The sequence below is a fragment of the Pontibacter deserti genome (genome assembly GCF_023630255.1).
In the GTDB taxonomy this organism is placed as follows: Bacteria; Bacteroidota; Bacteroidia; order Cytophagales; family Hymenobacteraceae; genus Pontibacter; species Pontibacter deserti.
Genome location: NZ_JALPRS010000001.1, coordinates 126,203 through 151,290 on the forward strand (window position 1 = coordinate 126,203; position 25,088 = coordinate 151,290).

At 45.2% G+C, this 25,088-nt stretch carries 23 protein-coding genes and 1 tRNA gene; 11 read left to right on the plus strand and 13 right to left on the minus strand.

The window, feature by feature from the left end; genetic code table 11:
• Positions 1-69: 69 nt before the first annotated feature.
• Positions 70-151, plus strand: a tRNA-Leu gene (locus tag MJ612_RS00520).
• A 33-nt stretch (positions 152-184) separates the two neighbouring features.
• Here the strand turns inward: MJ612_RS00520 and MJ612_RS00525 are convergent.
• The 5 genes from MJ612_RS00525 to MJ612_RS00545 form a co-directional block, all read right to left on the minus strand.
• Positions 185-1,735, minus strand: a complete 1,551-nt coding sequence (locus MJ612_RS00525; RefSeq protein WP_250418998.1) for an NFACT RNA binding domain-containing protein — start codon at positions 1,733-1,735, stop codon at positions 185-187.
• A gap of 179 nt (positions 1,736-1,914) precedes the next feature.
• A complete protein-coding gene (locus MJ612_RS00530; protein WP_187028438.1) occupies positions 1,915-2,676 on the minus strand; it encodes an MBL fold metallo-hydrolase in 762 nt (253 codons plus the stop codon).
• A complete protein-coding gene (locus tag MJ612_RS00535; RefSeq protein WP_187028440.1) occupies positions 2,677-2,949 on the minus strand; it encodes a hypothetical protein in 273 nt (90 codons plus the stop codon).
• Positions 2,950-3,330, minus strand: coding sequence for a response regulator (locus MJ612_RS00540; protein WP_187028442.1), 381 nt, complete (start codon positions 3,328-3,330; stop codon positions 2,950-2,952).
• 9 nt (positions 3,331-3,339) lie between these two features.
• The gene (locus tag MJ612_RS00545) at positions 3,340-8,556 is read right to left on the minus strand and encodes a PAS domain S-box protein (RefSeq protein ID WP_187028443.1); all 5,217 of its coding nucleotides are present in this window, start codon (positions 8,554-8,556) and stop codon (positions 3,340-3,342) included.
• 185 nt (positions 8,557-8,741) lie between these two features.
• Between MJ612_RS00545 and miaA the strand changes: the two genes are divergently transcribed.
• Positions 8,742-9,668: a tRNA (adenosine(37)-N6)-dimethylallyltransferase MiaA gene (miaA, locus tag MJ612_RS00550; RefSeq protein ID WP_187028445.1), complete on the plus strand. Its 927-nt coding sequence runs from the start codon at positions 8,742-8,744 to the stop codon at positions 9,666-9,668.
• A gap of 122 nt (positions 9,669-9,790) precedes the next feature.
• Here miaA and pfkA read toward each other — a convergent pair whose 3' ends face one another.
• Positions 9,791-10,762 (minus strand): 6-phosphofructokinase, encoded by a 972-nt coding sequence (gene pfkA / locus MJ612_RS00555; protein ID WP_187028447.1) that lies wholly within the window; start codon positions 10,760-10,762, stop codon positions 9,791-9,793.
• A gap of 267 nt (positions 10,763-11,029) precedes the next feature.
• Between pfkA and MJ612_RS00560 the strand changes: the two genes are divergently transcribed.
• Both MJ612_RS00560 and MJ612_RS00565 read left to right on the plus strand, forming a co-directional pair.
• Positions 11,030-11,458 (plus strand): tellurite resistance TerB family protein, encoded by a 429-nt coding sequence (locus MJ612_RS00560; RefSeq protein ID WP_187028449.1) that lies wholly within the window; start codon positions 11,030-11,032, stop codon positions 11,456-11,458.
• Positions 11,459-11,470: 12 nt separating this feature from the next.
• Positions 11,471-11,824, plus strand: a complete 354-nt coding sequence (locus MJ612_RS00565; protein ID WP_187028451.1) for a hypothetical protein — start codon at positions 11,471-11,473, stop codon at positions 11,822-11,824.
• A 6-nt stretch (positions 11,825-11,830) separates the two neighbouring features.
• On the opposite strand, the gene MJ612_RS00570 is transcribed toward MJ612_RS00565, so the two are convergent.
• From MJ612_RS00570 to MJ612_RS00580, 3 genes are all read right to left on the minus strand, one after another.
• On the minus strand, positions 11,831-12,508 hold the full coding sequence (locus MJ612_RS00570) for a hypothetical protein (RefSeq protein ID WP_187028453.1): 678 nt from the start codon (positions 12,506-12,508) through the stop codon (positions 11,831-11,833).
• 4 nt (positions 12,509-12,512) lie between these two features.
• Positions 12,513-14,270: an SLC13 family permease gene (locus MJ612_RS00575; protein ID WP_187028455.1), complete on the minus strand. Its 1,758-nt coding sequence runs from the start codon at positions 14,268-14,270 to the stop codon at positions 12,513-12,515.
• A gap of 283 nt (positions 14,271-14,553) precedes the next feature.
• Positions 14,554-16,353, minus strand: coding sequence for a M61 family metallopeptidase (locus tag MJ612_RS00580; protein ID WP_187028457.1), 1,800 nt, complete (start codon positions 16,351-16,353; stop codon positions 14,554-14,556).
• A gap of 174 nt (positions 16,354-16,527) precedes the next feature.
• Between MJ612_RS00580 and MJ612_RS00585 the strand changes: the two genes are divergently transcribed.
• The 7 genes from MJ612_RS00585 (at position 16,528) to MJ612_RS00615 (ending at position 21,839) form a co-directional block, all read left to right on the plus strand.
• Positions 16,528-17,202: a VOC family protein gene (locus MJ612_RS00585; protein ID WP_187028459.1), complete on the plus strand. Its 675-nt coding sequence runs from the start codon at positions 16,528-16,530 to the stop codon at positions 17,200-17,202.
• Between the two features lie 83 nt (positions 17,203-17,285).
• Positions 17,286-18,071, plus strand: a complete 786-nt coding sequence (locus MJ612_RS00590; RefSeq protein ID WP_187028461.1) for a hypothetical protein — start codon at positions 17,286-17,288, stop codon at positions 18,069-18,071.
• Positions 18,072-18,143: 72 nt separating this feature from the next.
• Positions 18,144-18,629 (plus strand): META domain-containing protein, encoded by a 486-nt coding sequence (locus MJ612_RS00595; protein ID WP_187028463.1) that lies wholly within the window; start codon positions 18,144-18,146, stop codon positions 18,627-18,629.
• A gap of 207 nt (positions 18,630-18,836) precedes the next feature.
• Positions 18,837-19,307 carry a thioredoxin family protein gene (locus MJ612_RS00600; protein ID WP_187028465.1) on the plus strand — a complete coding sequence of 157 codons (471 nt, stop codon included), beginning with the start codon at positions 18,837-18,839 and terminating at the stop codon, positions 19,305-19,307.
• 16 nt (positions 19,308-19,323) lie between these two features.
• The gene (locus tag MJ612_RS00605) at positions 19,324-20,391 is read left to right on the plus strand and encodes an FAD:protein FMN transferase (RefSeq protein WP_187028467.1); all 1,068 of its coding nucleotides are present in this window, start codon (positions 19,324-19,326) and stop codon (positions 20,389-20,391) included.
• Positions 20,392-20,403: 12 nt separating this feature from the next.
• On the plus strand, positions 20,404-20,631 hold the full coding sequence (locus tag MJ612_RS00610) for a DUF4266 domain-containing protein (RefSeq protein ID WP_187028469.1): 228 nt from the start codon (positions 20,404-20,406) through the stop codon (positions 20,629-20,631).
• A gap of 29 nt (positions 20,632-20,660) precedes the next feature.
• Positions 20,661-21,839: a DUF3570 domain-containing protein gene (locus MJ612_RS00615; protein ID WP_187028471.1), complete on the plus strand. Its 1,179-nt coding sequence runs from the start codon at positions 20,661-20,663 to the stop codon at positions 21,837-21,839.
• 1 nt (position 21,840) lies between these two features.
• On the opposite strand, the gene MJ612_RS00620 is transcribed toward MJ612_RS00615, so the two are convergent.
• The 4 genes from MJ612_RS00620 to MJ612_RS00635 all read right to left on the minus strand — a co-directional run bounded on the left by MJ612_RS00620 (position 21,841) and on the right by MJ612_RS00635 (position 25,071).
• Entirely contained in the window at positions 21,841-22,458 is a 618-nt protein-coding gene (locus MJ612_RS00620) for an arsenate reductase/protein-tyrosine-phosphatase family protein (RefSeq protein ID WP_187028473.1), read from the minus strand.
• Positions 22,455-23,534 (minus strand): ACR3 family arsenite efflux transporter, encoded by a 1,080-nt coding sequence (arsB, locus tag MJ612_RS00625; RefSeq protein WP_187028475.1) that lies wholly within the window; start codon positions 23,532-23,534, stop codon positions 22,455-22,457. The genes MJ612_RS00620 and arsB overlap by 4 nt, the downstream gene beginning before the upstream one ends.
• A 304-nt stretch (positions 23,535-23,838) precedes the next feature.
• Positions 23,839-24,684 (minus strand): arsenite methyltransferase, encoded by an 846-nt coding sequence (locus tag MJ612_RS00630; RefSeq protein ID WP_187028477.1) that lies wholly within the window; start codon positions 24,682-24,684, stop codon positions 23,839-23,841.
• 54 nt (positions 24,685-24,738) lie between these two features.
• A complete protein-coding gene (locus MJ612_RS00635) occupies positions 24,739-25,071 on the minus strand; it encodes an ArsR/SmtB family transcription factor (protein ID WP_187028479.1) in 333 nt (110 codons plus the stop codon).
• Positions 25,072-25,088: the final 17 nt, after the last annotated feature.

Here is a 25,088-nt window from a genome sequence, read left to right on the forward strand (position 1 = left end):
AAGAGCAGCCACAAACCGTGATTTGCATATATGATGGCAGCTGTTTACTTTTGCACCCACCTAATATCCGCGCACGTGGTGAAACTGGTAGACACGCCATCTTGAGGGGGTGGTGCCTTCGGGTGTGGGAGTTCGAATCTCCCCGCGCGCACTTTACGATAGCCGTAGCTTTAACAAGTTACGGCTATTTTATTTTCTCGAAAGGATTTTCAGGTTTTACCAGCAACACTCTTTCACGCTCAACCACTACAGCACCGGCAGGAGCACCTTTGGGTTTGCGAACCCATTTTTTAGGCGTGTATAGGACAGGGCAAAGCGAGTCCTGTTTACGTTTAGAATACCAGGCAGCTAACTGTGCCGCTTTTTCAAGAACCGTGTTAGGTATAGTTTTGCCAGCCTGATGTTTGATAACTACATGTGAGCCTGAAACATCTTTAGCGTGCAGCCACATATCTTCTTTGTAAGCATGACGCTGTGTAAGTTCATCGTTATTCTGAGAACTTTTGCCTACTAATATCTTATAGCCTTCTGTCTCAAATACCCTGAAAGGCGATTGCTGTTGCGCCTGCTGTTTTGAAGTGAGTAAATTGGCGTACTCGCGTAAGTATAATTTCAGCTCTTTATAGTTTTTAATTTCAGCTAAGGCATGTAGGGCATCTTCCAGAAGAATGATCTCCTCCATTTTCCGCTCCGCTTTCTCTTCCAGCTGCTGGATTTCCAGGTGCTGGTTTTTTGCTTTGCGGTATAGTTTCTCTGCCTGCTTTTGTGGCTTCTCACCACGTTTTAACTTAAAAGTGCGCTGCTGATCGTTATAAAAATCATAAAGGGTTACTTCTTCTGCCTGTGGCGGAATGTTATTCAGGTTAGCCATCAGGATATCGGCCGTCTGAGAATAGGAGCGGTTATAGCGCATTTCCTGTAGTTGCTGCGTTGCCTGTTCTAACACTGTTTTAGAGCCGTTCAGCTTTTTGGTAAGCTGTTGCTTTGCCTGCTCGTACTGCTGCTCAAAACCAGTTTCAGATAAGTATAAACGGGTATAGTTATTCAGTGCCTCCAGCGGGTCAGTAAAAGTATAAACTACTTCTCCTAATTGTAGCAATGATAACCTGAGTTTGCCTTTATAGCGGATGATGTAATAGCCATTGGGGTTATCTAATTGCTCAAGTACCTGTTGTACCAGTTCCCATTTTTCTTCCAGCGTGGCAGAATTATAGTTTTGTTGCTCTAAATAAGCTACCGGCAGCTCTCCAAAAGTAGGGTATAGTTTGCGCAGGTTACCTTGTGCAGCTGTAAAGGCAGCAAAATTCTGAGGTAACTGCCGGTCCATTTCCAGCGGGTTAAGGTCAGCATCGGTTCCAAACTTTTTATGAAACAGGTGCAGCGGTTCGTTGTGCTGGTACAATACTATGTTCGATCTGTTGCCAAACAACTTGAAAAGCAGCAGCATATCATCAGTAAGCTGCAGGTAAAAGCTACGTTCGTTATGGTGCTGCACTACATCCACCACCGTTTGCCCGATCATCTGCTTAAAAAGGTTTACGCTGTTGGCACGTGCCCGCTTAAAATCATCCGGGAAAGAGAGCGCAGAGAAATGTGCCGTTAAACCCGCACGGATATAGAATTCTGTATTTTCATCAGCAAAGCCAATTACCAGCTCGTCTTTGTTCTGGCTAAAACAGGTAATTACTTCTTTGCCAACCAGCTCCTGGCGAAGACTGGCAGAAAGGTGCTGCAAAAAATGATAGTTCTGGTGCAAATTTTTAGAATTACGAATTACGAATTACGAATTACGAATTACGAATTACGAATTACGAATTCATTTCCTTGAACAACTATAGTTTGTGTATTGTGTTTGGTGTTTCGTTTTTCGAGTCTGTATCTAATTCCGGTCAACGAATAACAAGCAACGATCAACTATAGCTGTATCTGCAGGCCATCGTAGCCGAGCCTGATAAATTCAGGAAGTTGCTGCTCTACTTCACGGTGCAATCCCATTAGATGGCTGATGTGTGTCAGATAAGCCTTTTCAGGTCTTAGTTCGGTAAGTATATCTATAGCCTCCTGAAGCGAGAAATGAGAAATGTGCGGTTCTTTACGCAAAGCGCCCAGCACAATTACTTTAGAGCCACGTACCTTATCCATCTCTTCTTCTGAAATAGCATTGGCATCCGTAATGTATGTAAAGTCGCCTACCCGGTAACCGAGCACAGGCAGTTTGTAATGCTTTACCCGGATTGGAATAAATTCTACGCCTTCTACCTCAAAAGGCTCTTCGGCAATAGGATGTAGCTGTACCCTCGGAATACCCGGATATTGAACCCCTGAGAAGATATAGGCAAATTCCCGCTTCAGCTGTTCCAGTACACGCTCTTCGCCATAAAGCGGCATGTCTTTGTGCTGACTGAAGTTATAAGCGCGGATATCATCAAGGCCTGCTGTATGATCTTTGTGTTCGTGTGTAAAGATAAGAGCATCAAGCGTACGGATACGCTCACGTAGCGCCTGCTGACGGAAGTCAGGGCCGGAGTCGATGATGAAGCTTTTGCCGTTTACTTGCAGATGCACCGATACCCGGAGACGGTTATCACGGTAGTCCACAGAACGGCAAACCTCGCAGTTGCACCCAATAACGGGTACACCCTGCGAGGTTCCCGTACCTAACAGTGTTATTTTCAATTATTTTGCTTCGTGATTTCGGATATCGTGGTATAGTTGCCTGTTCTTATCACTAAGACGGCTTTCATCCAAAGCAATTGAGCGCAGGATATCGTAGAGGCAATTCACTTTACCTTCCAGGCTATAGTATTTATTCACTACGGCCACTTTCATATCCTTCAGCACACAGTAGCCGGCTTTAAAATTGCCTTTCTCATAACGCAGCACAAAATCCGACTCTGCAAAAATATCTTCCAGCTTGTTTAAAAAAGGCCGCGTGTACTTCAGCTCCATTTACTCGGCAGTATACTGTTTTACGGTTTGCACCAGCATGTCGAAGTCCAGTGGTTTTGGCAGGTAAGCATTTATACCAGCCTCTTTAAAGTCTTCCATGCTATAGTTATTGGCGTTACCTGTTACCGCAATAATCGGAATACCTGCAATGTCTTTGTTCTTATGGGCGCGGATCTCCCGAGTACATTCCATGCCGTTTTTGATCGGAATGTTCAGGTCCATCAGGATCGCATCGATCTTGTTGTTCTCCACTGTCTTGATTACCTCGCCACCATTTTTAGCGGTCAGGATCTTATAGTTCTGCAGTTCCAGGATCTTTTTTGTCAGGTTCAGAATAACAGAGCTATCCTCTGCTATCAAGATTGTTTTGGTCTCTGCCATAGGTGTAGGTTAGATGATAATGTCCTTATATATTTTTCGATAGTTTTCGTACTGATCGAGCAGCTTCGCGAAGTTTTCCTGCACGCTGTCGAAATTGTCTTGTTTAATGTCGTGCTCCAGCTGTTTGGCTAGCTCGGCAAGCTGATTTATACCTAACGTAAAGCCGGTGCCTTTTAGCTGATGCAATGTACTTAAAATACTCTTGTAATGTTGTGCCTGAAGGTCTTTTTTGGCTTCCTCAAGTAATTCAGCGGCTTCCAGCTCAAACTCTTCATACAATTGTATGGCAAACGCTTCGCCCCCGATCTGCTTCAACTGCTCTACAACCTCTTCATTGATAACGTCTTGAGGTGGCATTTCTTCCTCGGTTTGAGTAGCATTTGTTTCCTCTATATTTGTGGTCAGTTCCTGCAGTCCGTACCACTCTGGTCGTTCCCATTTACTGATCACCCCCAATAGGTCTTTGCTCTTTACCGGCTTCGATACATAGTCATCCATTCCCTGCCCCATGAATTTATCGGCATCATCTTTCATAGAGTAGGCTGTCATGGCTACAATAGGAGGGCAGGCATCACCTAACTGTTCTTTGATATGTTTGGTAGCGGTAATTCCATCCATCTCCGGCATCTGAATATCCATAAAGATGATGTTATACTTGTTGGCGTTGGCCAGTTCTATTGCTTCGAAACCGTTAGATGCGATGTCAGTACGACAGTTCAGGCGTTCCAGCTGTTTCTGAGCTACCTTCTGGTTTATCTGGTTATCATCTACAAGGAGCACATACGGGCTGTTTTTCAGCACTTCCACTTCAGCATTCAGTTCCTGCATGCGAAGCTGTTGGGCTGCTACAGCGGCATCGTCGGCCTTGCGTACCTTTATTTTAAACCAGAAAGTGCTACCATCATTTTCTTTAGATTCTACTCCAATCTCACCGCCCATTATACTTGTGAGCTGTCTTGAAATGGCAAGCCCCAGGCCTGTGCCTCCAAATGTTTTAGTAGAGGAGTTATCTAATTGTGTAAAGTCAGTGAAAAGTAACTGCTGATCTTCCGGGCTTATACCTATACCTGAGTCCTTAACACGTACGTGCAGCATGTATTCTTCTGCATTCTTGTTCAGAAGCTCGCTGTTAACAGTTATACTTACTTCTCCGGCATTTGTAAATTTAATTGCGTTCGATGTAAGATTAGATAATACCTGCAACAGGCGTGTTTCATCGGTTAATACATACCGTGGTGTTTCCGGAGAAATATGGTAGGTAAAAGTAAGGTCTTTCTGTTGTGCCCGGTTTGCAAACAGAGAGTGTATCTTGCCTAACGTATCATGCAGGTCTACGCTGCTTTCGTGTAGCACCAGTTTTCCAGCCTGTATCTTGCTAAGGTCAAGTATATCATTAAGTATAGCCAGTAAGGCATCCGAAGACTTACGTAACGTATCGATGTACTCCTGCTGTTCAGGGTCAGAGTTGATGTGGGTGAGTAAGTCGATCATACCAATGATACCATTCATTGGCGTACGTAACTCGTGGCTCATATTCGCAAGGAACTGCGTCTTGGCTTTCAGCAGGTTTTCTGCTTCTTCCTTCGCCTTAAGTAGTTCTATCTGTGTGCGTTTCAGCTCCGATACGTCACGGATAACCCCTTCCAACGCAATTGGCTTATTGTCTTTGTCATAAATAAGGCGGGCATCGGCCACTACCGTAATCGGAGTACCGTCTTTGCGTTTCATCAGGATTTCATAATCCCTGATGGTTTTATGTTCCAATACATATTCCCGCATGCGTATCCTGTCTTCAGGATTTACATACAGGTAGGTGATATCCTTGCCTAATATTTCTTCTTCATCAAAACCAAATATCTGCTTTACCGATGGGCTGACCAGTTCCAGCGGGCCATTTAAAGAAGTGCGGTAATAAACGTCCTGAAACGATTCGAAGATATGTCGGAACTTCTCTTCGTTCTGAGCAAGTGCCAGCTGCGATTTTTTCTTGTCAGTAATATCAAGCGCAATGGCAGATACTTCTTCAAAGGTGCCGTCTTCCAGGTAGATCGGGTTCAGGAACACCTCGCGCCAGCTCTCCGGATTCTGTAAGTATACTTCGAAATGCTGCGGCTTACCTTCAAAGGCATTTCTATACTTTTGCTGCCAGAAATTGAAAGTGAACTCGTGATGGTTAATCAGGTGGCTTTCTACTAAGCTATCGAAGAGCTCCAGGTGATTGCCTGTTCTTCTCTCAAAGGTGGCTGCAAAGTTTCGGTTAAAGGAGGTTAACTCATAGTTCTTGTTGAGTGTCCACATATGGTGTGTACCACTCTCAAAGATTGCGTTTAGCTTGGCGTTCTGGTTATTTATCTGCTCCTCGTTGCGCTTACGTTCAATGGCAAGAGCAACCTGGTTCGATATGAAGTGAAGTATCTCAATATCAGTATGCACATAAGCATCCGGGTTCTGGTAATCCTGTAACGTGATAACTCCAATAATGCGGTCTCCGATTGCCAGCGGAGAACAAAGTATAACTTCCGGTATGGTGCCCTGGATAACCAGGTTCTCGCGCTGCGCAAGGTCTAATAGCTCCTGCTTCTGCATGTAAAGCGGCTTGCCAGTATTAATAATATACTCTGATAAACCACCAGAAAAAGGCCTTCGTGGTTGTGTCTGAGTTGTTTTATCGATGTATTGATCTACGAGGTATGCGAAGTTGAGGTACTTGTGCTCGTTGTCGCAAAGTGCAATGTAGATGTTGCGCGTTTCGATGATCTTGCTTAGCTCGCGGTGGATAGCGCTGTAAAGGGAGTTAAGATCTTTACTGCTGATGGCCAGGTTAGCTATACTATAGTATACTTTCTGTAAGCGCTCTGCTTTGATACGGTCTGTAATATCGTGCAGGATAGCGCGTGTAGCTACAGGGCGGTCGTCTTGCCAGCTGCAGGTTATACTTCCGATCAGGTGTACAGGCTTACCAGCCTTGGTAAGAAACACCGTCTCAATCTTGTTCACATTTTCCCCTTTATACAAATTGCGTAGCTGGTAAATCAGCTTGGCTTTGTAATAGGGGTGTACTATATCGTTCAGCGTTAACGACTCAATATCTTCGTCACTATAGCCTAAACGATCTTTCCATGCTTTGTTAACAAATATGAATTTATTATCGACCGAAATGTTCTGAATAAGGTCATGCGCATTGTCGAATAGATCCTGCAAACGAACTTTGTTGTCCTTCAGGGCCTCCATGGCAATACGCTTGTCGGTCATGTCTTTACCTACACTGGTTATGCCGGTAATTTCGCCATCAGGACCATACTCGAGCATGCAATTCCAGCGAATGGTTTTCAGCTGACCTGATTTAGTAACCAGGTTGCGCTCGTAATATGCATTAAGGTGCTTTGTAGCAAGTGTATGCAGGAAGTCCTGCCAGCGGTGCTCTCTTTCCTGCTCCGGTACCAGTAACTCGTAAAAGTTTTTACCTATCAGCTCATCGCGTTCATACTCCACATATTTCAGGAAGTAATCGTTAGCAAAAGAGATATTACCGTTTACATCCAGGTTATAATAAACAAGATTTACTTTTTCCAGGAAATCGCGGAATTGCGCCATAGACTCTTCAGCCACTTCTTCGCGCCGTTTTGCCTGCTGTATTTGCTTGCGCTGCGTTATATCGCGCTTAAAAGCCTGCAGGTAATATTCCCCATCAATCAGGATGCGACTCAGGTTGATTTCGGTATCAACATACGTACCATCTTTGCGGATATTTTTCCACTCAAACGTGACAGGAGTACCAGTTGTAAGTACCTGCTCCATCAGTTGAGCGGTTTTCTCTTTAGAATTAGAACCGTCAGGTTGATATTCTGGAGAAAAATCCATGGGAGTAGCGCTCACAAGGTCTTCGCGCTTGCAGCGGAAAAACTGGAGCGCTTTCTCGTTACAGTCAACTACCTGCCCGTCTTTAAACAATAGGATAGCATCGTATGCAGAATCGAAGAGCATTTTATACTTGTCTTCGCTATGCGATAACTGCATTAAAAGCTCGTGGCGGGAAATGTAATTACCAATAGCTGTGCCCACAAAATCAAGCAGCGACAGGAACGACTGGGTCATGTGATGATCTCCGCCAGGCCACACCAGCAGTATAGCAAGCAGCTTATCTTCGGAGGTAACAGGTACAGCAGTTAATTCGCGTTGTAATTGATCGGAGAGTAGTCGTGTTAAATCGGCAAGGCTACGGCGTTTTTCATATGTCAGAAGTTGCTGTGCCAGCTCAGGACGTATTTCCAGATTAGATAATAACTCCTGTGCACCCACATCGCCAGCAGAGTAGGCAAGCTCTGCGATGCCAGTATTCTGATTGTAAGTATAAACGCAGCCACCTGTCACATCGCTTTTCTCCAGAAGTTCATCCAGGGTATACTTTAGTACTTCCTGCTGGCTACCAACTGCCGAAAGGTTTGTGATAAGGTTATTTACGAACTCTAACTGATGGTTTCGAAAACGTACATCCTGCTCTGTTCCTACAACTTCGTACAGATTTTTAGCAGACCCGAAAATCATTTCGCGGCCTTTAAACAAGCCTTTCCGAAGTGATATCTCTATTGGCAGTAACTCATGGGTTTTATCCTGAATCCACCACTCAAACTTTTGTGGCTCGCCAGCCATGGTGTGTTGTAACTGGCCCTTAAGAGCCACACGTTCAAACAGGTTCAGGTTAAAGCTTCTGTATACTGTCTGGCCTATTAGCTGCTGTTTCTTTTGCTGGGTCAGGCTTAATGCCTTTTTATTGATGTCAACAAACGTCCCTTCCTCATCAAGTATAAAAAGTGGCTCAGTGCTGTTCTCAAATACATTGTGGTAACTGTTGTCGTCGATCTCTACCCTGGACGTTTCTGTTTCTGCAGGTTGAAGCTCTGCTACCAGAAACTGAGATTCTTCGAACTGAACGGGTTTTAAGCTATAAGTATAGCTTTGGGAATTTGGACCCACTTTTCCTGAGCGCAGGCCATCTATTTTTTCTTTAGGTAGACCCAGCAGGTCTGATATGTGCCTGGAGGAAGTATAACTGCCAGCTGCAGGTACAAAAGTAGCTGCACGGGCATTTGTTGCCAAAACCTGGCCGGCCGCTGAAGCTATTACCAACCCATATGCAGGATCAGACAGCTGCACAAGTACCTGTAGTAAAGAATTTGCTTGTAAATGCAGATGGTCAGACACCTGCCGGCTTGGTATATATGGCATTATTACAATTTGCTAAAGTATAGGAGCAAGAACTAACAACGCTTAGGTGCCCCATTGTACATTTTACGATTTTAGCGATAATTTTACAAAAGAAACAGAACATTTACCGATTTCTGTTCCTTCTGTACTAAAGCAAGTGCACGTCAACTATAAATTTCACAGGCATGGGGCATCAGCCAGATTTAATGAAAAATAAATACCTGATTGTGGTAGTAGGTCCTACGTCGGTGGGTAAAACAGACCTGTGTGTGCAGTTGGCAAAGCACTTTCATACGGATGTTGTGTCAGCTGACTCAAGGCAGTTTTTCAGGGAAATGAATATTGGCACTGCAAAACCTTCACCTGAAGAACAGCAGGGCATTACACATCATTTTGTTGACTCACATACCATTGCCGAAGACTATAATGCCGGCGCCTACGAGCAGGATGCCCTTAATTTACTGGAGCAGCTTTTTAAAAAACACGATGTAGTTATACTTACCGGCGGCTCCGGGTTATACGTGCGGGCACTCTGCGAAGGGATGGATGAAATGCCTGAAACCGATTCGGCACTGCGCGAACAGTTGGCCGCAACTCTTGAAGCTGAAGGTATAGCTCCTTTACTGGCGCAATTGCAAGTACTAGACCCGGTATACTATAACCAGGTTGACCAGGCAAACCCCCAGCGTGTGATTCGTGCCCTGGAAGTATGTTTATCAAGTGGGCAGCCTTACTCTTCTTTCCGAAAAAGCGAACGGGTTGAGCGACCTTTCCAGATAGTTAAAATTGGCCTTACCCGCGACCGGCAGGAACTATACAACCGCATTGACCAACGCATGGACCTGATGTTGCAGCAAGGATTACTGGAAGAAGCTAAAGCATTATTCCCCTATCGGTCTCATAACGCCCTGCAAACGGTGGGTTACAAAGAGATATTTGATTACCTGGAAGGAAAATATGATTGGGAAGAAGCGGTGCGGCTGCTAAAGCGTAACAGCCGTCGCTATGCCAAACGCCAGCTTACCTGGTTTACCAAGCACCCCGAAGAATATACCTGGTTCCATCCGCAGCAGTGGGATGAGATAGTGAGTTTTATAGAGTTTAAGAGGTTTGAGTTAGGAAGTAAGATTTAGGGAGGGAAGAGTTAGAGAAGTATACCTTTTATAAGTATAACACCTAAGGTAATTTATACTTTACTTTCATTTATAATGCCTTCCAAATTTTCTAACTTCTCTATCTCATTCTTCACTAACTCCTAAACTGAAAGTATATCTATCATGCGGCTGTAGTTGGGATTGAGCGCTTTAACCTTGGTAATGGTCTCAATAAACGGGGTATAAACCAACTCTGCATTTATAATCCCGGCCATTTCGCAGGAGCGACCCTGAATAAGGCCCTCCACGCAGGCTATACCTAACTGGCTGGCCAGCATTCTGTCAGATGCAGTGGGAGCGCCGCCGCGCTGCACGTGGCCAAGTATAGTTACCCGCGCATCCATTTGTGGTATCTCCTTTTGTACTTTGGCTGCTATTTCTACTGCGCTTCCTTCTTCATCGCCTTCCGCAACTATAACTATAAAAGATGTTTTGGAACGGCTCCAACCCAAACGCAAAGCTTCCACCACTTTTTCTATACTTGTTTTAGTTTCGGGTATCATTACAATTTCAGCACCACCGCCTACTGCACAAGGTATAGCTATATAACCGGAGTCACGGCCCATTACTTCCACAAAAAATACACGCTCGTGGCTGTCTGCCGTATCCCGGATCTTGTCTATGGCATAAATAGCTGTGTTTACTGCCGTGTCATACCCAATTGTGTAATCAGTACCATACAGGTCGTTATCAATTGTGCCGGGCGCACCTATGGTAGGGATTCCAAATTCCTCATAAAAGATATTTGCGCCTGTAAAGGTACCGTCGCCTCCGATGGCTACTAATCCTTCAATACCATGCTTTTTCAGCTGCTCATATGCCTGCTGGCGCCCTTCTTTGGTCATAAAGTCTTTGCTGCGTGCCGACTTAAGTATAGTGCCGCCCCGTTGTATAATGTTACTGACCGATGAAGACTCCAGTTTTATGATCTCACCTTTGATCATGCCGTTATAGCCGCGCTTGATGCCGTATATTTCCAGCCCGTTAAATATTGCAGAACGTACTACTGCACGTACACATGCGTTCATACCTGGTGAGTCGCCGCCGGAGGTAAATACTGCTATTTTTTTCATTAATCTGGTTTCGTAAATAATTTTTTGCTGCCTGGCAGGCAATTTAAGCTTATACCTCGTTTTTTTCAGGAAGTAACGCAGAAGCGCTATTTTTTAAAAAAAATGAAAAACATTATCTCTTAAATAGGGAAAACCGTATGCAATAGCGGCAATTAAATCTATGTGTTCAAATTTTAACTGTGCCTGTTGCATAACATAAGGCAAAAGAACTGCATTTAAAAAAAGCCTGTGGCTAAAATAAGATATTAAAATAAAGTAAGGCAACCTATGTTTCGTTTTTTTGAAAGTGAAGAAACAAAAAAGTTAAAAAGCCATTTGACCAACCTGGGCGCACTGGCAAAAATAGACGGGCACATAGATCCGGCAGAAATAAACTTTATTATCTCGATAGGTACCCGACACGGCATGCGTGCCAGTGAAGTAAAAGACTTGCTCTCTGGTTCTTCTAAAATTACGCCTCAGCTCCCAAGCAACGATTCAGAGCGTTTTGATCAGATTTACGATATGGTAGAAATGATGCTGGCAGATGGTATTGTAGACGAAAATGAGATGGACTTTTGTATGCATATGGCTACAAAACTGGGCTTTAAAAAAGCTGTAGTTGGCGTTTTGGTCCGAAAGATATCAACAGGTGTAAAAGATGGCTTAAGCCGCGAACAGATAAAGAACGACGCACAGTCTTTTCTGAATTATTAATACCCGGCCAAGATGCGAAAACTACTTGAAAGTAACAGGTTGATTCTTGTGTTGTATGGTTGTTTGCTGGTTTCACTGGCATCTTTCTTTATTATCCGGGAACAAGATATTTTACACCAGATTCATCATGAGTTGCCGCTTATGTTCTTGGTAAGGTTCGGGGTTTTCTGGTTTGTTAGCCTGATGATAGCCATAGTGTTATACCTGGTGCACCTGAGTTATTATCATCTGTTCCTTAAGTCGCCGGATAGAACACTTGCCCGCAGAGTTGGTTATCTCACGTTTTGGTTAGGTGTGGGAGGTGGTACGTTAATAACTGTACTACTATACCTTTATCATGAATATCCGGATTATTTCTACCTGTAGGTATAGTTACTCTTCGGCAGTAGCATAGCTCTTAAATGCTTCATCTTCTAAAACATATGCTGTGGTATTGCTTTCCGTACTGATAGCTACAGCGTCGTAAGGAGCCTTTATCTTTTTGGAGGTGTCAGTTTCGTCCTGTAGTTCCGCTCCTCTTGCCAACAAGTGCAAAATGTATAAACTCTGCAGTTTGCCCCGCTCATTAAAAAGTACATCCCGTTTCAATTCATATGTTTTCCAGTTCCTAGCCGAATCCTGAAGCAGGGCGATCATTACTATATCTTTGTCCTGTTGTAACTGCAGGGCATAATCAGGGATGGTATCCTGGTTAAAATTTCCTGTAATTATAGTCGGGCCCTGCTCATAAACTTCTGCGGATTTCTCTGCGCTTTGGGATAAAACAGGTTGCTGCCATCCCGGATAGCGTTTATCTAGTACCTGAGTTGCCGGTGGAGGCAATGTAAGAGCAGGAGGTATTGTAGGATCATCTATCTGCACCCCATCCTCACGGGTGTTGGCAATACTATCCAATACCTCTGTGCGGCCGCCTGTTTCTATCTGTTCGTCTGTAACCTTTTTATTTTCAGGACCACAGCTGCCCATTATAACAACAACAATGGCTAACATTGCCGTTGTTTTCTTACATCTCTCCAGTCTCATATAGTAGGGTACTACAGATACAGCCATGCAGTTACATTGGCCAGAATACCGGAACCATCAGAAGTATAACCGCAACCAATAGCAGGGTTAGGGGAGATCCGATCTTAATGAAGTCACTGAAGCGGTATTTCCCGGGGCTATAAACCAGTATACAGGCCGGCTCAAACGGTGTAACCAACGACACCGAAGCCGCCAGCATAATAGCAATGGCAAAAGTACGGGGGTCTGAGTTCATCTCAACAGCTGCTTTTAAAGCCACAGGTACTATTACAAGAGCAGCGGCAGCGTTAGACATGGGTTGTGTAAGTATAACAGTAAGTATAACAAAGCCTGCCAGCACTGCCAGTTTACCCAATGGCCCCATTATGTCTACTATACCTTTGGCCAGAAAGTCGGCTGCACCTGAGTTGTCCATGGCTGTACCAAATGCTGTCATACCACCTATAAGTATAAGCAGGCGCCAGTCTATAGCTCCATAGGCTTTTTCTGTGCTGATGCACCGGAACACGATGCATGCAATGGCAGCCATTAAAAAGGCAATGGAAAGTGGCAGCACTTTGGTAGTTCCCAGTATTATCGCCAGCAGAAAAGCTACAATTACAAACGTGCCTTTTCGTTTTTTGAACAGTAAAGGCTCAAACTCATCTAATAGGGCAACATTGCTGGATGATCTTAATTGCGCCAACCGTTGAGAAGCGCCTTGTACCAGTAACACATCCCCTAATTGCAGGCTTATACTTCCTATTTTAGTACGTAATGTTTCGCCGTGGCGCGAGATAGCGATCACAACCAACCCGAAGCGCTGCAGGAAATTTACTTCTTTTACAGTCTTGTTAATCAGGTTAGATTGCCTCGGAATCATAAGCTCAGCAAGGCGTATGTCTTCTGTCTGGAGGTCTTTTTCGAGAATCACGTCGGCCATTATCTCAATGCCCTTTGTCTCCTTTACCTTCATTAGGTTATCAAGATCACCTTCCACCAACAACACATCGCCCTCTTCTATCCGGGTTCTGAAATCCGGGAGGAAGTTTTCTTTTCTGCGGATGATATTCAGTATCCTGAAATGAAGTGTTGTGAGATCTGAAGCAAATACCAACTGCCCGATCAAAGGAGAATCCTCCATGACAATGATCTCTGTGAGGTACTTCTGCAATTTATACTCTTCTGTTAGTTGCTGATCAGCATGGTCAGGTAACATCCGCTGGCCTATGGTCATCATATAGGCTATCCCAACTATAAAAATGATCAGGCCTATACCTGTTATCTCAAATAAGCTTACAGGTTCAAGACCGGTTTTGGCTATATACCCGCTAACTGCAACGTTGGTAGAAGTACCAATAAGGGTACATGTACCGCCAAGTATAGCTGCATAAGCAAGTGGCATTAGCAGCTTGGAAGGGTTTGTATTTGTGCGTTTTGTAAGGCTTACCAAGGGGGTAATGAACATAGCCGTAACCGTGGTATTATTCATAAACGCTGATACAATGCCTGTAGTAAACATGATTATAAAGAGCATCAGGTTTTTACTCTTTTTGGCGAGTTCAGCCATACGAACTACTGCAAAGTCCAATATACCGGTTTCTTCCAGAGCTGCACTTATTATAAATATAGAAGCAATTATGATGATAAAATCGCTGCTGAACCCGGCAAAAGCTTCTTCTGGGCTAATGATGCGAACAGTGGCTAACACGATAAGAATCAGTAGCGTTACAATCTCTACAGATAGTTTCTCGGTCGAAAATAGCACTACAGCTATTACCAGAAGTGTTAGCACAAGGGCAATTTCCATAGATGCGTTTCTGTGGTTTAAGCGGGAGAATATGCAGCGGTATGGTCTGCAGTTTCGGCTTTTACGTTGCTTTAAAGTGGTAGGTGGTGTTTTAGATGAAAAAGTTTATTCTTTACACCTGCTGATCTGACCTTCCAAATACAGTTCCTAACTTATACTTGGATGTAGCACTGCTTAATATGCGACGAATCTATTCAAGTAATTAGTTGGGTAGGAACCATAAAAAAAGCTCCTGCTATAAACATAACAGGAGCTTAGTAGGAATTAAAGCAAATTACAATATCTATAAATTCTTCAACCAGCTGTTGCGAAGCGCGAGTTGCTGTGGTGTGGCTTGTTCGTTTACTTCGAACAAATGCTTTTTAACCTCATCTTTGCTCAGGATTTTGCAGGCAATATCCTTTTGCTCGCCATTACGCTTAACTGTAAAAGTATAAGCATCGCCAATATTAAGTGTGCCTAGCTTAGGCAGCACCTGGTTCGCATTCCCTAAAGAAACAGCTACACCATCAAGGGCTATAATCTCATCTCCAGGCTGCAAACCTGCTTTCTGCATTTCTTCATCTACCTGAGTTAAGGAAAGTACACCTCCCGGAGCACCAATAGCATAACCTAACCCTTTTACTTTATTGCCTGTGCTTAAGGCAGCTTTATAGTTTATACCCAGTTTGCCAAAGTAAGAGGCAACTGGTAGTGGCTCTGCATTTTTAATATAGCTGTTCATAAAATCAGCTATTTCCGGGTACGTTTTAGAAGCGAAGATTTCGAAGAACTCATTTTCCGGGAAAGCTTTATCAGGGCCATACTCTTTAGATAGCTCATTTATTACTTCGCGCAGACCTCTTTTACCGCCTGATAACTCTAATAAACGGATATCCAGTAAGGTAGCTACAAGTGCCCCACGGTTGTAAATATTAAAGTACTGTTTATGGCCTTCAGGGGTGTACGAAGTAAGTGCCAGTTTTTGCAGACTATAGTTCTTATCCAGTTGGTCATCGATCAGTAGCTTTTGCCTGGTATCGGCCAGGTAGGCAGGCAATGGTTTCTGGCCGCTGCGCAGTTGCATAATATGCGATGCCCACTCTGTTGTGCCCTCGTACAGCCACAAGTGCTGCGATGGCGTTGGCTGCACAAAATTAAACTGCTCTATAATTTCGCTGTGTATGTTAAGCGGCGTGATGATGTGGAAGAACTCGTGCGCAGCAATATCGGTCAGGTGTTTGGCATACTCAGGGGTCAGGTCTTTTTCCTGCATTACATAACCTGAACTATACGAGTGTTCCCAGGCACCCCAATCCTGGTCTTCGAAGTGGTATAGGAACGTATAACGATCCACCGGGAAATCAACCACAAACTTATGTGCAGATTCCAGCATGGTGGTCATGTTGGTCATCAGGTCCTGCGACTTTATCTTACCTGTTTTGGAGTAAGTATAAATATCAATGGTAGTGCCGTTATACTCCGTCTGTGCCTTGGTCAGATTACCGGCCATAATCGGGGAATCAACAATATGGTCATAGTCTTTAGCTACATAGTACCCATTCTTGTCGCTGCTAAGAGCAGTACCAACCAACCACTCTTTCGGGTGCTCCAGCTTAATACGCATTGGGGTAGCCTGTAAACCAGTTAAGTAACCAAATACAGCTTGTCCGTTAATCAAAGCATGGTCCTTTTCCAGAGAAGTGCCGCACATGGCGTATACCTGGTCTTTATCTACAGGCGTATCAAAGGTTTCAGCGATCTGGTAACTTATTTTACGTACCTTTTCGGGCTTGCTTAGTTGCCATTGGTTGGTGCTTATCTGCTTTGTTTCCAGCTCACGGCCTTTTTTATCATAGGCTTTAAAATCTTTTACAAAACGGCCCATATCCATGGTCTGGTAAGTACCGGGCGCAGTTGCTGCAAACTGGAAAGTATGGTTTTCAGCTTTCAGGCCTTTTACATCCAGTGTAACTTTAAAACGGTCATCTATACGGTCGTTCAGGTTAACGGTGTAAGTAAGTTCAGGGCTTTTAGAAGCTTCGGCTATGGGTGCAAATGCCAGCAGGCAAAGCAGTGCAACCGAGGTGGTCATTTTTTTCATAGTTAGAGAGTTTATTTTAAAATGAAAGTATAAAACCGGATGACCAATTGCCAACTAAATAGATGAACCTGCCCAACAACTCGACTAACTGCCTGCCCTGAAGATATAGCCTTTAATATATCGTAATTTCGGTTTAACCTGTATCTTAGCTTAGAACACGCACTAACTTAAACTATGAACATACAGGAACTGGAACTGCACACACGGCAGCTTGGCGCAATAAAAAACTTCTATACACAGGTGCTGGAGCTTCCGGGGCATCACGAATCAGATAATCAGATTTGTTTTGCAGCCGGTAACTCCAAATTATACTTTAAACATGATCCTGAACGGTCGCCCGGTGTCTACCATTTTGCGTTTCGCGTTCCTTTTCTTTTGTTTGATGATATAGTAGAAAAGCTGCGCGGGCGAGTTGAGTTTCTACCAGATCCTGCATCCGGAAACGAAATAATAAAACACGTTGAGTGGCAGGCGCAGGCAGTCTACTTTCTGGACCCGGAAGGGAATATAGTTGAGATTATTGCGCATAAAACCATACCTGCCATACAGGATGTAAGTATAAATGCCCCGGCACATATAGTTTCAATTTGTGAGATAGGACTGGCCGTACCTGATGTACCTGCTTTTGCTACAGAACTGAAAAATAAGCTTGAACTAAGCCAATGGAAAACAGGAAATGAAAAGTTTGAGGCGGTAGGCGATGCAGAAGGTCTTTTTATACTGGCAGAAGAAAATCGCCCGTGGTTCCCGACAAAACTTGGTGCCGCTGATTTGCCTGTGAGGGTTATGGTTAGCACGCCTGGTAAGGCAAATATAGAGGCGGGCCAATACACTATCGAGCAGCATTAAGCCTCCCGAATTTTAGTAATAGCTTAACACTGCAGGCTTTAGCTCGTTTATAAAGGGAGTAAAACCTAAATAAGCTAAAAGCTATGGAAAGAAACGACGAATATTACAGCAACAACTATCAACAGCACTACAGTAACGAGAACAACCCTAGTCAGTTCAGTCAGCGTTACACGCAGCGGGGCAACTACTATGGCATGCCGGATAACCAGCGCGAATATGGAAATGTGCGGATACAGCAGCGCCATGATTTTAATGATTTCAGCGAAGGCCCTGTAGGTGGCTACGGGGCAGGCAACTATAACGAAAACTACGAGCGTGTGCACCGCAACCGCGACGACCATTATCGTTACGGAGATGATCCTCATTTTAAACAAAGTCATGGCTATACCGGCCAGAGCGACTACCGCAGCAATGACTACAGAAGCCAGGACTACAAAAACCGTGACCGAGATAATCAGAACTATAGCCGCGGACAGCAATACAGCTCAAACTATGATGTAGCCGGAAACCGCCGTTATGCCCGCCAGGAAAACAGTTACGAAAACCCGGGACATGGCAGAAGATACAGTGAATATGGCCGCGACGAGCGCCGCAACTATGGCCACGAACTGACAGACATCCATCATGACCGAGGCGAATTTGACCATAGCCGCCACGATAACAACTATGGCCGCAACTACAGACCTTCCAATCAGTTTGACTTTGATGAGAACAAGGAAGATTACCGCTATAGCGGGCGCATAGAGAGTACTGGCTCCAACAGAAATGAGAACCGCGAAAACATGAGCAGAGGCCCACGTCCGTCCGGACCGGATTATTCCAAATGGTCACCGCTCGGAAGTTATGGTTATGAAACCTTTGGTATATAATGTATAGCCGGAAAACGCCCGTTCTTTACAACGGGCGTTTTTTATACTTGCTATTTTACAAACAACCTCATTATGAAAAAATATTGTTATCAGCTATTCCTGCTACTGCTGCCATGGCTTTACAGCTGCACCACGGCCAATCCAAAACAGCCAGAAGAAGAAACAGATTCTATCCTGGATGCTTACTGGATGCTGCTTTCGCTGGAGGGGCAAAGTCCGCAGAGTGAAAACAGCACACGAACCGCCTACATCCGTTTCCAGGAGCGCGAGAACGATGTAAAAGGCTTTGGCAGTTGTAACAACTTCTTCGGCAAATATGAGCTGAACGGAAACTCGCTTAAACTATCAAGATTAAGCTCTACCCGTATGTCCTGCCCTGACATGGCGGAGGAAACCAGGTTTATGCAGGTGCTTGAGCGGGTTGATTCGTACAGAATTGCAGACAGAATCTTAACATTATACCAGGGGAATGAAGCTATTGCTACCTTCAGGAGTGGGAACCCCGATGAGTTAGAACAGCCGCCCCTTGATACTAAAATAAGAATTAAAAGACTTTGATTATACTACAGAAAATTAAACTTAAGTAGCAGACAGTGAATATACTTAGGTAAGAATTGCTGCGTTATAGCAGTACACTTTATAAACAGATACTTAGCGAAACAAACCTACCTAGTTGTTGAACTTATACTTACTCCTGTCAGGTTTTACAAGCAAGGCAGACTATAAGTATTTGCTGAAGATTCTCTCACCTTAAATTTCGCTGATATGTTTAAAAAGCACCTCTTGCCCCTCGTTTTTATAATCGCTTCTATCTTTGCAACTAATCAGGCTACGGCGCAAACTGCTGCCCACGAAAACTGGCTGCACGAGTATAACACAGCTTTAAAGCAAGCTAAAGCAGAGCATAAGCCAATTTTAATGGTATTTGCCGGTTCTGACTGGTGCAAGCCCTGCATTATGCTGAACAAGCAGGTATGGGAAACCGAAACCTTTGAAAAATACGCCAAGGAAAATCTGGTGCTATTAGAACTTGATTTCCCTAGATTTAAAAAGAACCAGTTACCAGCCGAGCAGGTAAAGCACAACGAGCAGCTAGCCGAAAAATATAACACAGAAGGCATTTTTCCGCTGGTAGTGCTGGTGGACGAAAATGGTAAGGTGATCTCCAAAACAGGATACAAAACCGGAGGTCCTGAAGCTTACGTAAAACATCTAAATGAACTGCTGCACCATTAATTAACATTTATAGCCCATGCTGCATCGCGTTAGCTTACTATTTATAGTTTGTTTGCTGCTGATGCAGGGGAATACATTTGCCCAGGGAGCACCTTCTTCTGCCAAAGCGCACAAGAAAGTGCTCCTTTTAATGGGGACCCGATTTGAACTGGTAGCTGTAGCTGAAAGCGAGCAGCTTGCAAATAAAGCCATAGATGCGGGTATAAATGAGATCAAACGTATCGAAGCCCTAATCTCGGAGTGGCAACCTACCAGCCAGACCAGCGCAATAAACCGGGCCGCAGGGTCCATGCCTGTTTCTGTTGACCCCGAACTATACGACCTGATCTTCCGAAGTATAAAAATATCCAAACTTACAGGTGGCGCTTTTGATATTTCGTTTGCAGCTGCTTATAATATCTGGAAGTTTGATGGCAGCATGACCAAAATGCCATCCCCTGAAGAAGTTGCCGCTTCCGTTAAACACATAGGTTACGAACATATCATACTCGATCCTAAAAACCACAGCGTATTCCTGGAAGACCCGGAAATGAGGATCGGGTTTGGAGCGATTGGTAAAGGCTATGCAGCTAACCGGGCACGTGATGTGATGCGCAAAATGGGTATAAAGGCCGGTATAGTTAATGCCGCCGGCGACATGATTACCTGGGGCAAACAACCCGACGGACAGCCCTGGTACGTGGGCATTGCCGACCCAGCCGAAAAAGACAAAGTATTCAGTTGGCTCACAGCTAGCGAAACAGCCATCGTTACCTCCGGCGATTATGAGAAGTATGCAGAAATAGACGGCAAACGTTACGGCCACATCATCGACCCCAGAACCGGCTACCCTGCCACCGGCCTTAAAAGTGTTACCATCATCTGCCCCGATGCCGAACTGGCTGATGCGCTGGCTACCGCTACTTTTGTGCTTGGCCCTGAAGAAGGTATGTACCTAATCAACCAGCTGAAAGGAGTGGAGTGCCTGATGATAACAGATAAAAACGAAATGCTGACATCGGATAACCTGCACCTGCACTTTTACCAGAACAAAAAATCTCCCTCCAGTACAAGCAAAACAGCCAAAGCCCCTAAACAACCTTAATGCTCTTATACTATGAAAACGAGATTCAGAACATTGCTTGCATGTATCGGGCTTATTGCCACAGGCTTGCTGAGCGGTTGCGAAACAGTGAAGCCGTTCCAGAAATCCTACCTGAACGAAGAGGAAATGCAGCTGAGCGCACGGAAGGTACAAACCTTTGAAATGAACTTTGAATCGTACAGAGAGGGTGCAGCCGGGGCTACCGGTGGTAAAATGGGAGGAGGCTGCGGATGCAACTAAAGTATATCGGGATGCTGGTAGCTTGCACTATGGCTACCTCTTCCATGGCACAGAACACAACTACAACAACAACTACAACCAGTGGCCGCAGAGTACGGGAATTGTCGCCGGCAGAAGTAAATATACTGGGGAGCTACTACAGCCAGACTGGTGAGCACTCGCCGGTAACAGGTGGCATCGGTACCGAAGAACTGACTGATATCACACCAACTATCATCGTAAATGTGCCCTTGGATACGGTTACCAACCTGAACGTAAATTTCGGGATGGATTTCTATAGTTCGGCATCGTCTGATGAGATCGATTATAATGTTTCCGGTGCTTCTAAATCTGACATCCGCACACACCTGAACGTGGGCATCAGCCGCAGCAACAACGCCCGCAGAACTATAAAAGGCATTACCATCGGCGGCTCCACCGAATATGATTATCAGTCGATTTCGGTAGGGGTGAACTGGGCAAAAATTTCCAGGGACGGAAACCGGGAGCTTAGCCTGGGCGCCCTGGCTTATTTTGATACATGGTCGCGTATTTACCCGATTGAGCTGCGCGGGCAAGGCGAGCTGCTGAGCGAGGATAAACGGCAATCTTATAGTTTGTCGGCTACACTTTCACAGGTGATCAATCGTAAAATGCAGGCCGCCCTTTCGTCAGATATCGTGTACCAGACCGGTTTGCTTTCCACGCCTTTTCATAGGGTTTACTTCCAGGACCAGGAATTGCCCGACATCGAGCGCCTGCCCGATAATCGCTATAAATATCCGGTAGGTTTGCGCTTTAACTACTATACTTCCGATTACCTGACGATGCGCATCTTTTACCGGTTTTATACCGATAGCTGGGGTATGACAGCCAATACCGTAGAGCTGGAAACGCCGATCAAAATAGGCCCATTCTTTTCATTCTACCCGTTCTACCGCTACCATACCCAAACCGCTATCGATTATTTTGCACCCTATAAAGAACATACTTCAACCGAAGAATTTTATACTTCAGACTACGACCTGGCAGGTATAAACAGCCACAAAGCCGGCCTTGGGGTGCGCTATTCGCCGCTGGAAGGAATTGCCCGGTTTGGTTTGCCTTTCTCGAAAAATGCCACCCGCTTTAAAAGTATAGAGCTACGGGCAGGTAATTACTGGCGCAGCGACGGACTCAACGCGTTCATCATCAGTGCCGATCTGGGCTTTACCCTCCCTGACAGATAGATTATACCTGTCTGAAAACATACAGCATTTCACGGCCTATCTGTAAGGCTCGTTCACGGTAGGCTTGGGCTTGCTGCGGGGTATTATCTGATGCTTTAGGATCGTTGTAAGTAATGGCAATGCGTTTCTCAACGCCGGGCACAAACGGGCAGTTGTCATCCGCATCGGAGCAGGTCATTACAGCTGCAAAATCAGCTTTAGGGTTGGCCACATCATCAAACCGTTTCGACCACACTTCTATAGTTGGCTCATCAGGGCTATACTTTACTTTATACTTCGGATTTATAGTTTCCGGACCCGTCTCTATCTCAAACCCAAGTTCCTGCATGGCCTGTACGGCAGCCGGGTAAAAAGCAGTCGCCTCGGTTCCACCGGAGTAAGTTTTTACAGCAGGTATGTTATAGTTTGCAGCAGCGGCCTGCGCCCATAGTTGCGCCATATGGCTGCGCCGCGAGTTGTGCGTGCAGATAAACACCAGGTTTATATTTTGGCCGGCTTTCTTTTTCTGTTTGATATAGTCCGTCAGTTGATTTAGTAGCTCCTTTCGCTCTTCCGGGATCTGGTCAAACGTTTGGGAAAGTTGTGCTATAGTTTGGGAGAGGGTTGGGTTTAGGCTCATGCTGTTTCTTTGGTGAGTTTGTCTTTGTATAGTTTACGACGTAGCCAGAAAGCTACATTTACCAGCGCAATAAGTGCCGGCACTTCCACCAGCGGACCAACTACCCCGGCAAATGCTTCTCCGGAGTTAAGGCCAAACACGGCAATGGCTACGGCAATGGCCAGCTCAAAATTGTTGCCGGCCGCCGTAAACGCCACTGATGCGTTCTCGGCATAGTTAGCTCCCGCCGCTTTGGAAACTATAAAGCTAACCAGGAACATCACGGCAAAGTAAATTACTAACGGCACCGCTATACGCAGTACATCAAATGGTATGGTTACGATCAGCTCACCTTTTAAACTGAACATCACAACTATAGTAAACAGCAGGGCAATTAAAGTGATAGGAGAGATGGCAGGCAAGAATTTGGTCTGATACCAGTCCTGGCCTTTCAGCGGCACCAGTATTACCCGGCTCAGCACACCCAGCACGAAAGGAATACCTAAGTAAATAGCCACACTCTCTGCAATCACGCTGATCGAGATATCAACTATAGCACCTTCGAAACCAAACAGTGGCGGTAGCTTAGTGATGAATAACCAGGCATAAAAGCTATAAAGAAACACCTGAAAGATACTGTTAAGCGCAACCAGTCCGGCGGCGTATTCACGGCTACCATCGGCCAAGTCGTTCCATACCAAAACCATCGCAATGCAACGTGCCAGACCGATAATTATAAGCCCGGTCATGTACTCAGGGTAATCGCGCAGAAAAGTAATAGCAAGTATAAACATCAGCAACGGGCCAAGTATCCAGTTCAGCAACAGCGATAATCCTATCACTTTTACATTGCCGAACACTTTTGGCAGCAACCTATAGTTTACCTTAGCCAGCGGCGGGTACATCATCAAAATTAAACCAATAGCAATGGGTATGTTGGTAGTACCGCTGGAAAGGGAATTGATGTAGCCGGAACTGTCAGGTATAAAGTAGCCCATAGCCACGCCGATCAACATTGCCAGGAAGATCCAAAGGGTGAGGTAACGATCCAGGAAGCCCAGTTTTTTCCGGTTGTGGGCAGGTGCGCAGTGTTCCATTTTCGGGTGTAAAGGTGTGTTGTAGATAATGGCGCGAGCGTCCACGCTCGTGACTTGCTATGGTTGGGCCTCTGGCCCAGTCGGTTATATGTTTATATTAGCAAAAGTGTCATCCCCCTAGCCCCTTCAAAGGGAGACTTTGAGTTACTACTTATCCATTTTGTCATCCTAAAAGGATCTAAGTGGAAGAGAGATTAAGCATCTGCTATTAACCCACCCCAACCCTCCGAGGAGGGGAATTATACTTGTGGTAAAGTCCCCCTTTGAAGGGGGTAGGGGGATGACACTTTTGCTGAGAAAAAATCTAGCAGCAACCGGCACCGGGTGCGCAGCAGGCAGCTTCAGCAGGTTTGTCGCCGTAAACGGTGATGCTGAAAATACCGGTGTTACTCTCACGGAATGCTTTAATGCCAGCTTCGTCCAGGTAATCTTTAAGGATCTCATCCGGTAACTGTATGGCTTTTTCTTTCTGCACGGTTACGTTGGCAAAACCGGCTTTGCGGATAATGTCTAGGTAAGCATCTTTTTGGATAGCGCCCGATACACAACCGGCATACATCTCGGCATCGTTCACCAAACCGGCAGGCAGATCACCAACCAGCACCACATCCGAAATACTGAAGTGGCCGCCAGGCTTCAGCACACGGTACGTTTCGGCGAAGGCTTTCTGTTTATCAGGTACCAGGTTCAGTACGCAGTTGCTGATCACCACATCTACCCGGTTGGCAGCCAACGGCAGGTCTTCAATTTCGCCCTGGCGGAACTCTACGTTGTTAAAGTTCAGCTTTTCGGCATTGTCGCGGGCTTTGGCGATCATGGCATCGGTCATGTCCACGCCAATCACTTTGCCGGTGTCGCCAACTATAGCGCGGGCTACAAAGCAGTCGTTGCCGGCTCCGGAACCAAGATCCAGCACCACATCGCCTTTTTTTATCTGGGCAAACTCAGTTGGTACGCCGCAACCTAAACCTAAATCGGCATCAGGGTTGTAGCCTTCCAGTTCGGTATAGTTGTCGGCAAAAATGGCGTAGTCTACGGTGCAGCAGCCGGTGGCGCCACAACAGGAGGCTTCGTTCTGTTCCTTGCTCTGCAGCGCAATTTCGCTGTACTTGTCCTTTACTATTTTCTTTAATTCTTCTGCATTGTTCATAGTCTTCAAAATTAAGTTTTATCGGTATTTTACGATCAATTATTCCAAAAAATTTTAGCAGCAGTTAGTGCCGCACGAGGTGTAGCTGGCAAACATTTGCTGCATCAGTAACTGGGCATGTTTCCAGGCTTTTTCATCGATACAGTAACATACTTTTTTACCGTCAATGTCACCTTTTATCAGCCCGGCTTCTTTCAGTTCTTTTAAGTGCTGCGACACTGTGGATTGCGATAGCGGAAGCTCCTCCACTATGTCGCCGCAGATGCACAAACTGCGCTCCAGCAAAATGCGAAGTATAGCCACGCGTGCCGGGTGCGCCAGCGCTTTTGCATAAGTTGCCAGTGTTAAATCTGCTTCTGTAAAGGCCTCTGTTTTAGTTGTTCCCATTAATGTTTCTTTCTTAT

Bases quoted from the DNA above. Each gene is read 5' to 3' on its own strand.
- MJ612_RS00570 (WP_187028453.1), bottom strand. From the start codon at position 12,508: ATGGCTGTATCTGTAGTACCCTACTATATGAGACTGGAGAGATGTAAG.
- MJ612_RS00560 (WP_187028449.1), top strand. From the start codon at position 11,030: ATGTTTCGTTTTTTTGAAAGTGAAGAAACAAAAAAGTTAAAAAGCCAT.
- MJ612_RS00590 (WP_187028461.1), top strand. From the start codon at position 17,286: ATGGAAAGAAACGACGAATATTACAGCAACAACTATCAACAGCACTAC.
- MJ612_RS00600 (WP_187028465.1), top strand. From the start codon at position 18,837: ATGTTTAAAAAGCACCTCTTGCCCCTCGTTTTTATAATCGCTTCTATC.
- miaA (WP_187028445.1), top strand. From the start codon at position 8,742: ATGAAAAATAAATACCTGATTGTGGTAGTAGGTCCTACGTCGGTGGGT.
- MJ612_RS00545 (WP_187028443.1), bottom strand. From the start codon at position 8,556: ATGCCATATATACCAAGCCGGCAGGTGTCTGACCATCTGCATTTACAA.
- MJ612_RS00595 (WP_187028463.1), top strand. From the start codon at position 18,144: ATGAAAAAATATTGTTATCAGCTATTCCTGCTACTGCTGCCATGGCTT.
- pfkA (WP_187028447.1), bottom strand. From the start codon at position 10,762: ATGAAAAAAATAGCAGTATTTACCTCCGGCGGCGACTCACCAGGTATG.
- MJ612_RS00565 (WP_187028451.1), top strand. From the start codon at position 11,471: ATGCGAAAACTACTTGAAAGTAACAGGTTGATTCTTGTGTTGTATGGT.
- MJ612_RS00540 (WP_187028442.1), bottom strand. From the start codon at position 3,330: ATGGCAGAGACCAAAACAATCTTGATAGCAGAGGATAGCTCTGTTATT.
- MJ612_RS00630 (WP_187028477.1), bottom strand. From the start codon at position 24,684: ATGAACAATGCAGAAGAATTAAAGAAAATAGTAAAGGACAAGTACAGC.
- MJ612_RS00575 (WP_187028455.1), bottom strand. From the start codon at position 14,270: ATGGAAATTGCCCTTGTGCTAACACTTCTGGTAATAGCTGTAGTGCTA.
- MJ612_RS00615 (WP_187028471.1), top strand. From the start codon at position 20,661: ATGGCTACCTCTTCCATGGCACAGAACACAACTACAACAACAACTACA.
- arsB (WP_187028475.1), bottom strand. From the start codon at position 23,534: ATGGAACACTGCGCACCTGCCCACAACCGGAAAAAACTGGGCTTCCTG.
- MJ612_RS00585 (WP_187028459.1), top strand. From the start codon at position 16,528: ATGAACATACAGGAACTGGAACTGCACACACGGCAGCTTGGCGCAATA.
- MJ612_RS00605 (WP_187028467.1), top strand. From the start codon at position 19,324: ATGCTGCATCGCGTTAGCTTACTATTTATAGTTTGTTTGCTGCTGATG.
- MJ612_RS00580 (WP_187028457.1), bottom strand. From the start codon at position 16,353: ATGAAAAAAATGACCACCTCGGTTGCACTGCTTTGCCTGCTGGCATTT.
- MJ612_RS00610 (WP_187028469.1), top strand. From the start codon at position 20,404: ATGAAAACGAGATTCAGAACATTGCTTGCATGTATCGGGCTTATTGCC.
- MJ612_RS00535 (WP_187028440.1), bottom strand. From the start codon at position 2,949: ATGGAGCTGAAGTACACGCGGCCTTTTTTAAACAAGCTGGAAGATATT.
- MJ612_RS00620 (WP_187028473.1), bottom strand. From the start codon at position 22,458: ATGAGCCTAAACCCAACCCTCTCCCAAACTATAGCACAACTTTCCCAA.
- MJ612_RS00635 (WP_187028479.1), bottom strand. From the start codon at position 25,071: ATGGGAACAACTAAAACAGAGGCCTTTACAGAAGCAGATTTAACACTG.